The sequence below is a fragment of the Neoroseomonas alkaliterrae genome, assembly GCF_014199195.1.
Classification (GTDB): Bacteria; Pseudomonadota; Alphaproteobacteria; order Acetobacterales; family Acetobacteraceae; genus Neoroseomonas; species Neoroseomonas alkaliterrae.
The window spans coordinates 64,906-76,758 of record NZ_JACIJE010000012.1; the positions used below are offsets into that span (position 1 = coordinate 64,906).

Here is an 11,853-nt window from a genome sequence, read left to right on the forward strand (position 1 = left end):
GGCCGCGGCCTCAGGCCACGGCCCCGGGCCCGTCCATCTTCAGCACCTCGCCGGCGAGGTAGAGGCTGCCGCAGACCAGCACGCGCCCCGGCGGCCCGCCGGCCCCGATGCGCGCCAGCGCGCCGGCCACGTCCGGCCCGGGCTGCGCCACGCCGCCGCTCGCGGCCACGATGTCCTCCACGCTCATCGCGAGGTGCTGGCCGGGCTCGGCGACGGCCGTCAGCGTGGCGGCGAAGGGGATGAGCGGGCGCAGGAAATCCGCGCTCGCCTTGCCCTTCTTCATGCCCACGACGAGATGCAGCGGCTTGTCGCGCCAGGTCGCGCAATGCGCCGCCAGCGCCACCCCCGCCCCGGCATTGTGGCCGCCATCGAGCCAGAGCTCGTAGCCCGCGGGCAGGCGCGCGGCCAGCGCGCCGCGCAGGCGCTGCAGCCGCGCCGGCCACTCGGCGGCGGCGATGCCGCGGGCGATGGCGAGATCGCTCAGCCAGGGCGGGTTCCAGGCGCGCAGCGCGGCGATGGCGATGCCGGCATTGTCCGCCTGGTGCGGCCCCGGCAGGCCGGGCGGCGGCAGGTCGAGCGTGCCGCGCGCATCGGCGTAGTGCAGCCCGTCGGCGCGCCATTCGCTGCGCCACTCCCGCCCGCGCGCGAGCAGCGGCGCGCCGCGTTCGGCCGCGACGCGGGCGATCGCCGCGAGCGCCTCGGGCGCCTGCGCGCCGGTCGCGCAGGGCACGCCCGGGCGGATGATGCCCGCCTTCTCGAAGGCGATGGCGCCGAGCGTGTCGCCGAGGAACTCCATGTGGTCCATGGAGATGGAGGCGATCGCCGTCGCCGCCGGGCTCTCGACCACGTTGGTCGCGTCGAGCCGCCCGCCGAGACCGACCTCCAGCACCAGCATGTCCGCCGGCACGCGGCTGAACAGCAGGAAGGCGGCGGCGGTGGTGATCTCGAAGACGGTGATGGGCTCGCCCGCATTCGCCGCCTCCGCCTCCTCCAGCGCGGCGGTCAGCGTCGCGTCGTCCACGAGGCGGCCGGCAAGGCGGATGCGCTCGTGGAACCGCACGAGATGGGGCGAGGTGTAGACATGCACCCTGAGCCCCGCGGCCTCGGCGATGGCGCGCAGGAAGGCGCAGGTCGAGCCTTTGCCGTTGGTGCCCGCGACATGGACCACCGGCGGCAGCCGGCGCTCGGGATGGCCGAGTGCCGCGAGCGCGCGACGCATCCGCCCGAGGCTGAGGTCGATCAGCTTGGGATGCAGCGCGTGCAGGCGCTCGACGATGGCCTCGGCGCGGGACATGCGCGTCAGCCCTGGGCCGGCGCGGCCTCCTCGGCGGGCGGGGGCGTCTCGGGCTCGGCGGCGGGGGGCGGAAGCACGAGCGGCTCGCGCAGCAGGCCGATCAGGCGCGCGAGCGTCGCCTTCATCTCGCCGCGCTTGACCACCATGTCGAGGATGCCGTGCTCGAGCAGGTATTCGGCGCGCTGGAAGCCTTCGGGCAGCTTCTCGCGCACCGTCTGCTCGATCACGCGGGCGCCGGCGAAGCCGATCATGGCACCCGGCTCGGCGATGTGGATGTCGCCGAGCATGGCGAAGGAGGCGGTGACGCCGCCCGTCGTCGGGTCGCACAGCACCACGATGAAGGGCAGGCCGGCTTCCTTGACCAGGCGCGTCGCGATCACCGTGCGCGGCATCTGCATCAGGCTGATCGCGCCTTCCTGCATGCGCGCCCCGCCCGAGGCGGTGAACACGATCAGCGGCGCGTCCTGCAGCACGGCGAGCTTGGCGGCGGTGACGATCGCCTCGCCCACGCCCGCGCCCATCGAGCCGCCCATGAAGGCGAACTCCATCGCCGCGACCACCGCGCGGCGGCCCCCGATGGTGCCGTGCGCGACCGCCACCGCATCATCCATCGCGGACTTGGCCTGCGCCTCCTTCAGCCGGTCGGAATAGCGGCGCTGGTCGCGGAAGCGCAGCGGGTCGGCCGGGGCCTTGGGCAGCTCGATGCGCGAGAAGCCCTCATCGAGCGTGCATTCGAGCCGCCGCAGCGCCGAGATGCGCATGTGGTGCCCGCAATGGGGGCAGACATGCAGCGCCGCCTCGAGGTCGCGGCGGAAGATCATCTGCTCGCAGGCGGGGCACTTGTGCCAGAGGTTCTCCGGCACCTCGCGCTTGAACAGGCCGGAGATCTTCGGCAGGGCCCAGTCGGAAATCCAGTTCATGCTCGTCTTCGTCCTCGGGCGCCGGAAGCCGGGCCGCCGTGATCGGGCGCCTTATAGGTCCTGGCCCGGCCGAGGGCTACCGCGCCGCGGCCGGCCCCGGCGCCTGGCCGGCTGCGGCGCCCCCGGCTCCCCCGGCCGGGGCGCGCGGATGCGCAGCAGCACCTCCACCCGGCCCGGCCGGTCGGCCAGCAGCCGCCCGATGACGGCGAGCAGCGTCTCGGCCGAGACCTCGAGATCCGTCACGCCGCCCGTCGCCTCCTCGACGATGTGCGCATGGGCTTCGGGCACCGTGTCGTAGAGGGGCGGGCCTTCGGTGACCGGCAGGCGGCCGAGCAGCCCCGCGCGCACCAGCGATTCGAGCAGGGCGGCGGCCTCGGAGCGCGCGAGCGCGAGCCCGCCCTCGGCCGCGAGGCGCTGCGCCGCCGCGGCATCCAGATGCGTCTCGGGCGCGGCGCGCAGCAGGGCGAGCAGCGCGGCCTCGGGCCCGTCGGGCGGGAGGCCGGCCGCGCGGAGCGCGCGCCTCAGGGCGGTGTCAGGGCCGGGCGTGGTCCGGCTCCGGCGGCGCGGGGGCCGCAGCGGCGGCCCGCGGGGGGCGGCCCGCATGCGCCGCCCCTGCCTTCCGGCGCGGGGCGGAGGGCGGGCCGGGGCGCGGGATCGGGCGCTTGCTCATGCGTCGGGATCCTCGGCTCGCGGGGATCCTCGGAGCCTACCCGCCGCCGCCCCTTGCCGCACCTGCCCGCTGGGCGGGGCGCGGCGGCGTGCTAGATGCGGGGCGGCTGCATGGGAAGGGCCTGGCCGGGGCATGAACCTCCGCGATCTCCGCTACCTGCTCGCGGTTGCCGAGCACCGTCATTTCGGCCGCGCGGCCGAGGCCTGCCGCGTCAGCCAGCCCACGCTCTCCGTCCAGCTCCGCAAGCTCGAGGCCGCGCTCGGCGTGGTGCTGTTCGAGCGGTCGAACCGCCAGGTGGTGCCGACGCCGGTCTGCGAGCAGCTTCTGCCCCATGCCCGCCTCGCGGTGGCGGAGGCGGATGCGATGGCCGCCCTCGCCCGCGCCGCGGCCGACCCGCTGCGCGGCACCCTCAGGCTCGGCATCATCCCGACGCTCGGGCCGCATCTGCTGCCGCTCGTCTTCGGCCCGCTGCGCGAGGCGCTGCCCGGGCTGGAGCTCGAGCCCTGGGAGGACATCACGCCCGCGCTGCTCGACCGGCTGCGCGGGCACGACCTCGATGCCGCGATCCTCGCGACCGAGCCCGACGGGACCGACCTCCTGAGCCTGCCGCTGTTCACCGAGCCCTTCCTCGCCGCCCTGCCGCCCGAGCACGCGCTGACCGGCCGCGCCCGCGTGGCGGAGGAGGAGCTGGCGCCCGACGTGCTCGTGCTGGCCGACGGGCATTGCCTGCGCGACCAGGCGCTCGCCGCCTGCGGCCTGGCCGGGCCGCGCGGCGGCTCGCTGCGCGCCTCCTCGCTCGCGACGCTGATCAACATGGTCGCGGCCGGCTACGGCACCACGCTGATCCCGGGGCTGGCGGCCGGGGCGGCGCAGGATGCGGGCATCGTGCTGCGGCCGCTCAAGCGCGGCGTGTCGCGCACCGCGCGCATCGTCTGGCGCGCCGCCTTCCCGCGGCGGGCGGCGGTGGAGGCGGTGGCGCGCGTCATCGCCGAGCGGCTGCGCCCCTTCTCCGCGGCGGCCGAGGCGGCGGCCTGAGCGGGGCTGGCGCGCCGCGCGCCGCGCGGGCAGGCTGCCGCCCGGACCCGACACGCGGAACAGGACGAGACACCCATGCGCGACACCACCATCGGCACCGGCGCTGAGGCCGTGCCCGGCCGGACCATCCAGGTCCACTACACCGGCTGGCTGTTCGACGAATCGGCGCCGGAGGGCAAGGGCCGCAAGTTCGACAGCAGCCTCGACCGCGGCCAGCCCTTCGCGTTCGAGCTCGGCGCCGGCATGGTCATCGCGGGCTGGGACCAGGGCTTCGCCGGGATGCGCGTGGGCGGGCGCCGGACGCTCGTGATCCCGCCCGAGCTCGGCTACGGCGCGCGTGGCGCGGGCGGCGTGATCCCGCCCAATGCGACGCTGATCTTCGAGGTGGAGCTGCTCGGGGTCGGCTGAGGGCGCCGGTCCGGCAAGCGCGGGGCGGGCGCGCCCTGCATCGGCCGCGCACAGGCGGGGCGCGGAGCCGTCGTTCGGGCCCGCCCCGTCACGAAGCGTCTCCGGCCTTGCGGAGCCCGCCCCCCGTCCCGACAATGACGGGATGGCCGCCCCGCTCGCCCTGACCGATGCCGAGGACCCCTCCTTCGCGGAGCTCCTGGCGCTGCGCCCCCATCTCTCGTTGCACGCCATGGACGGGCTCGTGATGGAGGGCGTGCCTCTCGCCCGCATCGCGCGCGAGGTCGGCACCCCCGCCTGGGTCTATTCCGCCGGGGCGCTGCGGCGCCGCGCCCGCGCGCTGAAGTCCGCGCTCGCGGATGCTGGTCTGACGGCCAGCGTGCACTTCGCGATGAAGTGCAACGACAACCTCGCGGTGCTGAAGGTGCTCGCCGCCGAGGGGCTCGGCGCCGACGTGGTGAGCGGCGGCGAGCTGCGCATCGCCCGCGCCGCGGGCATCCCCGGCCCGGCCATCGTGTTCTCGGGCGTCGGCAAGACCGAGGCCGAGATCCGCCTCGCCCTCGCGGAGGACATCTTCCAGATCAACGCCGAGAGCGCGGAGGAGATCGCCATGATCTCCGCCATCGCCTCGGCCATGGGCCGCACCGCGCGCGTGGCGCTGCGCGTGAACCCGGACGTGGACGCGCGCACCCACGCCAAGATCACCACCGGCAAGAGCGAGAACAAGTTCGGCGTCCATTTCGACGAGGCGCCCGCCATCTATGCGCGCATGGCCGCGCTGCCCGGAATCGCCCCGGTCGGCATCGCGACCCATATCGGCAGCCAGATCACCGCCGGCATGGCGGCCTACCGCGCCGCCTATGCGCGCCTTGCGGAGATGGTGCAGGCGCTGCGCGCGGCCGGGCTGCCGGTCGAACGTGTGGATTGCGGCGGCGGCCTCGGCATCCCCTACCGCGACGAGCCCGCGCCGAGCCCGGAGGCGCTGGCCGGCGCGATCAAGGCGACGCTCGGACCGCTCGGCCTGCCCGTGATGCTCGAGCCCGGCCGCTGGATCGCCGGCCCGGCGGGCGTGCTGCTGGCCTCGGTGGTGCTGCAGAAGCGGGGCGCGTCCCATCGCTTCGTGGTGGTGGACGCGGCGATGAACGACCTCGTCCGCCCGGCGATGTACGAGGCCTGGCACGGCATCGTGCCCCTCTCGGCCGCCCGCGCCGCCGCGCCGCTCTCGCCTGCCGAGGTGGTCGGGCCGGTCTGCGAGACCGGCGACACCTTCGCGCGCGGCCGGCTGCTGCCCGACCTGTCTCCCGGCGATGTCGTCGCCTTCCTCGATGCCGGCGCCTATGGCGCGGTGATGTCCTCGACCTACAACGCCCGGCCGCTCGCGCCCGAGGTGCTGGTGGACGGCACGCGCCACGCCGTGGTGCGCGCGCGCCAGACGCATGAGGAGCTGCTCCACGGCCAGCGCGTGCCGGAGTGGCTCGCGACATGAACGGCCCCGCGCGGCTCGCGGCGCGGCTCGCCCGCCGGACGCGGCTCGCGCGGCTCGCGCTGTGGTGGGAGGCCGCCTGGCCGGCGCTCTGGCCGCCGCTCGGCGTCATCGGCCTGTTCCTCGTCGTCGCGCTGTCCGGGCTGCCGCTGGTCCTGCCCGGGCTCGCGCATGTTCTGCTCCTCGCGGGCTTCGCCGCGGCGCTGGCCTGGACGCTGCGCCACGCCTGGCGGCGGCTGGCCCCGCCCGGCGCGGAGGCGGCCGAGCGGCGCCTCGAGCGCGATTCCGGCCTCGAGCACCGGCCGATCGCGACCCTGGCCGACCGGCCCGCGGGCGACGACCCCGTGGCGCTCGCGCTGTGGGAGGCGCATCGCCGCCGCGCCGCCGGGCGGCTCGCCGCGCTGCGCGTCGCGCCGCCGCGCCCGGGGCTCGCTGCGCGCGACCGGCGCGCGCTGCGCGGGGGGCTTGCCGTCGCGCTGGTGGCGGCCCTCGGCATCGCCGGGGCCGAGGCGCCGGAGCGGCTGCGCCGGGCGCTGACCCCGCATTTCGGCGCCGCCGCGCTGCCCACCGCGCAGGCCATGCGGCTCGAGGCCTGGATCACCCCGCCCGCCTATACGGGCGCGGCGCCGGTCTTCCTCGAGGCGCGCGGCGGCGCGGTGGTGGTGCCGGCGGGCAGCCGCCTGCAGGTCGCGCTCTCGGGCGGCACGGGCGGCACGCCCGAACTGGTGCTGGATGCGGAGGCGCAGCCCTTCCGCGCGCTCGACCGCGGCTCCTTCGCCATCGAGACCGGGCTCGAGGCCGGGGCGCGGCTGGCGGTGCGGCGGGACGGGGCGGAACTCGCCCACTGGTCGCTGACCGTGCGCGCGGACGCACCGCCCACCGCCGCCTGGGACCAGCCGCCGGCGCGCGCGGCGCGCGGCCTCGCCATCCGCCTGCCCTGGCGCGCCGAGGACGATTGGGGCCTCGCCGGGCTGCGCGTCGAACTGCGCCTCAAGCTGCGCCCGGATGCCGAGCCGGAGGTGCTCGAACTGCCCATCCCCGCCGGCAGCCCGCGCAGCGCGCGCGGCGCGTCGCAGCCCGACCTCTCCGCCCATCCCTGGGCCGGGCTGGAGGTGGAGGCGCGGCTGGTCGCGCGCGACCATGCCGGGCAGGAGGGTCGCAGCGAGGGCGCCTTCCTCGAACTGCCCGAACGCAGCTTCACCCACCCGGTCGCGCAGGCGCTGATCGCGCTGCGCAAGGCGCTCTCGGTGGATCCTGCCGGGCGGGAGCCTGCGCGGCGCGAGCTCGACCGCATCGCCGGCGCGCCCGAGGCCTTCGAGCACGACAGCGGCGTCTATCTCGCGCTGCGCGCGGCCCGCCACCGCCTCCAGCGCGACCGCAGGCCGGCCGCCATCGCCGAGGTGCAGGAGATCCTGTGGGACGTGGCGGTCGCCCTCGAGGAAGGGCGCACCGACCGCACCGCCCGCGCGCTCGCCGAGGCGCGGCAGGCGCTGCGCGAGGCGCTGGAGGAGCAGCGCCGCAACCCCGATGCCCGCACCGAGGAGCAGCGCGCCGAGCTCCAGCGCCGCATCGAGGACCTGCGCGAGGCCATCCGCCGCCACCTGGAGGCGCTCGCCGAGCGCCTGCAGCGCGAGAACGCCGAGGCCCTGCCCTACGACCCGCAACAGCGGCTGATGGACCAGCGCGAGCTCGACCGCCGCACCCGCCGCATGGAGGAAGCCGCCCGCCAGGGCCGCACCGAGGATGCCGAGCGGGAGCTCGCGGAACTCGAGGAGATGCTCCGCGCCCTCGAGGAAGGGCGCAACATGCGCGCCGAGGAACGCCAGCGCCAGCAGCAGCGCCAGCGCGGCCAGCAGCAGATGGGCGTGGTGCAGGACATGGTGCGCCGCCAGGCCGAGATGCTCGACCGCGGCCACCAGCGCAGCGAGGCCGCCGAGCGCGAGCGCGCCCAGCAGCGCCGCCAGCAGCCGCTGAGCCGCAACTTCCAGCAGCCGCCGCAGCCGCCCCCCCAGGCCGGCCCGAACGAGCAGCAGCGCGCCGAGAGCCAGCAGGATGCGCGCATCCAGCGCGCGCTGCGCCGCGCTTTGGGCGAGCTGATGCAGCAGTTCGGCGACCTGACCGGCGACGTGCCGCCGCAGCTCGGCGAGGCCGACCGCGCCATGCGCGATTCGGCCGAGGCGCTCGCCGAGGGGCGGGACGCGCGCGACGCGCAGCAGCGCGCCATCCGCGCCCTGACCGAGGGCGGCCGGCAGATGGCGCAGCAGATGCAGCGCCAGTTCGGCCAGGGCCAGCCCGGCGAGGGCGAGGAGGAGGACGGCGAGGGCGAGGGCATGGCCGGCGGCCAGCAGGGCGGCGAGGGCCAGGACCAGGCGCAGGAGCAGGGGCCGGGCCGCGACCCGCTCGGCCGCCGCACGCGCGAGGCGACGGGCGGGCAGGACAATGCCTCCGATACCCGCGTGCCGGACGAGGCGGAGCTGCTCAAGACCCGCCGGCTGCAGGAGGAGCTGCGCCGCCGCGGGGCCGAGCGCGAAAGGCCGCCGGCGGAGCTGGACTACATCGAGCGGCTGCTGCGCCGGTTCTGATGCGCCGCGGGCAAGGGCACCGCCCTTCTCCGCCGGGTGAGGACCTCAGGATTCGCTCGGCCGTCCCGCTTGTCGCGCGCGCGATGCCCACCGGCGAAAGGTGGAAGCCCTGATGCGCTGCGGACCATGGATCGGCCCTTGTCCGCAGGGGTTTCCGCGCGCGGCCGCCCCGCCGGCCCAGCGCGCCATACCAGCGGGCGAACAGTCAACGCTTTCGCCCGCCGCCATGATGCGCCGGCAAGGCAGCCGCGGAACCGGGATCGGTCCCAGGCAGCGCGGTGACTGCCGTTGCTGCCGAGGGGGAGGGACGCAGGCCGAACCCCCGCCACGGCGATCGGGCGTGCCCGGCCCGGCGCGGGCTGGTTCTGCTCGCGCCGGACGCAGCCCCGCCGCGCCGGGGCTCACTCCGCCACGTCGCGCGCCGCGCGCAGCGGGCCGAGGATCTCGGCGTCGTGCTCACCGGGACGAGGCAGGTCGAGCCGCACGCCCAGGCGTTCGGCGCCGAACCGGATCGGCAGGGCGGGCACCGCGCAGGGCCTGCCGTCCGGCAGGGTGATCGGCAGCAATCCGCCGCTCGCCTTGAGATGAGGATCCTCGAACAGGTCCCAGGGCCGCGCGATGCGGGAGAAGGGCAGGCCCGCCCGCTCGCACATGCGCTCCAGCGTCGCGACGTCGTGCTTGACGAGCAGCGACTGCACCAGCGGGATCAGCGTCTCCCGCCGGGCCGCGCGGTCGGTGTTGGTGGCGTAGGCGGGGTCGTCGAGCACCGGCTCGTTCAGTTCGCGGCGGAAGATCTCCCATTGGCGCTCGGTGACGACGCCGATGAAGATCTGCTGCCCGTCCCGGGTGTCGAACACGTCATAGACGCCCCAGGCGCGGCGGCCGGCGGGCATGGGCGTCGGATCCTGCCCGGTCATCGCCTGCTGCAGCATGGCGGTGGAGACGAGGAAGGCCGCGTTCTCGAACAGGCCGGATTGCAGGTGCTGGCCCCGCCCCGTCGCATCCCGCTGGCGCAGCGCGGCCATGATGGCGATGGCGCCGAACATACCGCCCATCATGTCGTTCACCGGCGCGCCGGCGCGCAGGGGGCGTCCCGGCGGGCCGGTCATGTAGGCGAGGCCGGACTGCATCTGCACCACCTCGTCGAGCGCGGTGCGGTTCTCATAGGGCCCGGGCAGGTAGCCCTTGAGCGAGAGGTAGATCAGCCGCGGGTTGCGCGCCGCGAGCGCATCGTAGCCGAGGCCCTTCTCCGCCAGCGCGCCGGGGCGGAAGTTCTCGATCACCACGTCGGCGGTATCGATCAGGCGGCGCAGCGTGTCGAGGTCGGCCTCGTCCTCGGTGTCGAGTTGCACCGACTTCTTGTTGCGGCTGAAGGCCGGGAAGAAGCCGGTGCCGGAGGCGGTGAGGTAGCGCGTGCGGTCGCCGCGCCCGGGCGGTTCCACCTTGATCACCTCGGCGCCGAGATCGGCCAGCACCAGCCCGCAGGTCGGGCCCATGACCATGTGGGAGAACTCGACGACGCGGATGCCCCGCAACGGAAGAGGGTTCATGCCGCGCGCGCCTTCGCCCGGAACGCCGCCAGGGACCCGCCGCGCAGCAGCGCCGAGGGCAGGGTGCGGCCCAGGATGCGCTCCGCCAGGTGCCCCGCCGCGATCAGCGCATCGAGGTCGATGCCGGTGGCGATGCCCATTTCCTCACACAACAGGACCAGTTCCTCCGTCGCGATGTTCCCAGGCGCGCCGGGATGCCCGGCGAAGGGGCAGCCGCCCGCGCCGCCCACCGCCGCGTCGAACTCCTCCACCCCCATGCGCAGCCCGGCGAGCGCGTTGGCGATGCCAAGCCCGCGCGTGTCGTGCAGGTGCAGCGAGAGCTTCTGCGCCGGCCAGCGCGCCCGCACCTCGCCCACCACGCGCTCGATCAGCAGCGGGTTGGCCCAGCCCATGGTGTCGGCAAGCGAGATGCGCTCGATCGCGCAGCCCGCCTCGGCCGCCAGCGCCATGGCGTCGGCCACGGCGGTGATCGCCTGGGCGGGCGCGATGTCGCCGGCGAAGTTGCAGCCGAAGGCCGCCTGCACCGAGACGCGCGTGACCGGCACGCCGGCCGCCTGGTGCTCCGCCACGTTCTCGCGCTGCGCGGCGATCTGGCCGGCGCGGTCGCGGTTGAGGTTCCTGAGCGAGAAGGCCTCGCTCGCCGCCACGGTGATCGAGCCCGCGATGGCGAGCCGGTCGCGGAAGGCCAGCGCGCGCGCGAGGCCCTGCGGGTTGAACCACAGCGCGGTGTAGGCGACGCCCGCGCGCGGGGCGAAGCCGGCGACCACCGCATCGGCATCCGCCCAGCCCGGCACGCGCTTCGGGCTGACGAAGGAGGCGACCTGGATGCGCGGCGCGCCGGTGGCCGAGAGCGCGTCGATCAGCGCGATCTTCTCGGCAGTGGGAACCGGCGCGCTCGCGATCTGGAAGCCCTCGCGCGGGCCTTCCTCGGTGATGCGTACGCTGCGCGGCAGGTCGGTCATCCTCTCTCTCCCCGTGCGGGCCGACTATCGCAGGGCGGGCGGTGGGCCGTCGAGGCGGCGGAAGACGACAATGAGGTTGTTGGCCGGCATCGGCACCACCTCCGGCGCGGCGAAGCCCTCGGCCGCGGCGAGGGCTGCGACCGCCTCGAGGTCGCGCACGCCCCAGCGCGGGTCCTGCGCGCGCAGGCTGTCGTCGAAGGCGGCGTTGGAGGGCGCGGTATGCGCGCCCCCGCGGCGGAACGGGCCGTAGAGCACGAGCGGGCCGTCCGGCGGCAGGAGGCGCGCGGCGCCGCGGACCAGCCCCTCGCAGGCCTGCCAGGGCGCGATGTGGATCATGTTGATGCACAGCACCGCATCGGCCCGCGCGACCGGCCACGCGGCGGCGGCGGCATCGAGCGCGAGGGGCGGGCGGATGTTGGGCAGCCCCGTCTCCGCCGCCCAGGCGGCGATGCTCGCCCGCGCATCCGGGTCGGGGTCGCTCGGCTGGATGGTCAGCGCGGGGAAGGCGGCGGCGAGATGCACCGCGTGCTCGCCGCTGCCGCTCGCCACCTCCAGCAACAGGCCGGAGGCGGGCAGGCGGCCGCGCAGGGCCTCGAGGATCGGCCCCCGGTTGCGGGCGGCGGCGGGGGCGAAGCGGCGGGCATCGGCCATGGCCGTGTCCTAGGCCGCGAACGGCCGGCGGGACAGCCCCGCGCAGTTTCCGGTGGCGTTTTCGCCCGATCCGCGCCATATGGGCGCCCGGCGACGTCCGGCCGGATGCCGGCGCGCCGACCGCCGCGACCGCGGCGGGCCGACAGAGAAAGCCGCGGGACCGGGACCGGACCGCCGCGGCGTTTCCGGCCACATGGGCGGCCTTCCCGTCGCGCGACCCGCGATGGGCCCACCCCATGCCGCCCGAGACGCCGATCCACCGGCCCCTCGTCCTGGACCCCCGGTCCCGACCTGTTTCGCC

Annotated in this window: 10 protein-coding genes; 4 read left to right on the plus strand and 6 right to left on the minus strand. The window is 76.0% G+C overall.

The features are described 5' to 3' along the window. Positions 1 to 10 precede the first annotated feature (10 nt). From FHS88_RS17860 to FHS88_RS17870, 3 genes are read right to left on the minus strand one after another with little or no spacing between them, the layout of a single operon-like run. Positions 11 to 1,294, minus strand: coding sequence for a bifunctional folylpolyglutamate synthase/dihydrofolate synthase (locus FHS88_RS17860; protein ID WP_184486836.1), 1,284 nt, complete (start codon positions 1,292 to 1,294; stop codon positions 11 to 13). A 5-nt stretch (positions 1,295 to 1,299) separates the two neighbouring features. Then, positions 1,300 to 2,214 (minus strand): acetyl-CoA carboxylase, carboxyltransferase subunit beta, encoded by a 915-nt coding sequence (gene accD / locus FHS88_RS17865; protein ID WP_184486837.1) that lies wholly within the window; start codon positions 2,212 to 2,214, stop codon positions 1,300 to 1,302. A 51-nt stretch (positions 2,215 to 2,265) separates the two neighbouring features. After that, a complete protein-coding gene (locus FHS88_RS17870; RefSeq protein WP_184486838.1) occupies positions 2,266 to 2,817 on the minus strand; it encodes a Fur family transcriptional regulator in 552 nt (183 codons plus the stop codon). Positions 2,818 to 3,016: 199 nt separating this feature from the next. On the opposite strand from FHS88_RS17870, the gene FHS88_RS17875 reads away from it, so the two are divergent. The 4 genes from FHS88_RS17875 to FHS88_RS17890 all read left to right on the plus strand — a co-directional run bounded on the left by FHS88_RS17875 (position 3,017) and on the right by FHS88_RS17890 (position 8,389). Next, positions 3,017 to 3,919 carry a LysR substrate-binding domain-containing protein gene (locus tag FHS88_RS17875; protein WP_184486839.1) on the plus strand — a complete coding sequence of 301 codons (903 nt, stop codon included), beginning with the start codon at positions 3,017 to 3,019 and terminating at the stop codon, positions 3,917 to 3,919. Positions 3,920 to 3,994: 75 nt separating this feature from the next. Then, positions 3,995 to 4,327, plus strand: coding sequence for an FKBP-type peptidyl-prolyl cis-trans isomerase (locus FHS88_RS17880; RefSeq protein ID WP_184486840.1), 333 nt, complete (start codon positions 3,995 to 3,997; stop codon positions 4,325 to 4,327). Between the two features lie 142 nt (positions 4,328 to 4,469). Continuing rightward, positions 4,470 to 5,810 carry a diaminopimelate decarboxylase gene (lysA, locus tag FHS88_RS17885; RefSeq protein ID WP_184486841.1) on the plus strand — a complete coding sequence of 447 codons (1,341 nt, stop codon included), beginning with the start codon at positions 4,470 to 4,472 and terminating at the stop codon, positions 5,808 to 5,810. After that, entirely contained in the window at positions 5,807 to 8,389 is a 2,583-nt protein-coding gene (locus tag FHS88_RS17890) for a TIGR02302 family protein (protein ID WP_184486842.1), read from the plus strand. The genes lysA and FHS88_RS17890 overlap by 4 nt, the downstream gene beginning before the upstream one ends. Positions 8,390 to 8,790: 401 nt before the next feature. On the opposite strand, the gene FHS88_RS17895 is transcribed toward FHS88_RS17890, so the two are convergent. From FHS88_RS17895 to FHS88_RS17905, 3 genes are read right to left on the minus strand one after another with little or no spacing between them, the layout of a single operon-like run. Then, the gene (locus FHS88_RS17895) at positions 8,791 to 9,939 is read right to left on the minus strand and encodes a CaiB/BaiF CoA transferase family protein (protein WP_184486843.1); all 1,149 of its coding nucleotides are present in this window, start codon (positions 9,937 to 9,939) and stop codon (positions 8,791 to 8,793) included. Continuing rightward, positions 9,936 to 10,901 (minus strand): hydroxymethylglutaryl-CoA lyase, encoded by a 966-nt coding sequence (locus FHS88_RS17900; protein WP_184486844.1) that lies wholly within the window; start codon positions 10,899 to 10,901, stop codon positions 9,936 to 9,938. The genes FHS88_RS17895 and FHS88_RS17900 overlap by 4 nt, the downstream gene beginning before the upstream one ends. Before the next feature lie 24 nt (positions 10,902 to 10,925). Continuing rightward, positions 10,926 to 11,552, minus strand: coding sequence for a DUF938 domain-containing protein (locus FHS88_RS17905; RefSeq protein WP_184486845.1), 627 nt, complete (start codon positions 11,550 to 11,552; stop codon positions 10,926 to 10,928). Between the last annotated feature and the right edge of the window lie 301 nt (positions 11,553 to 11,853).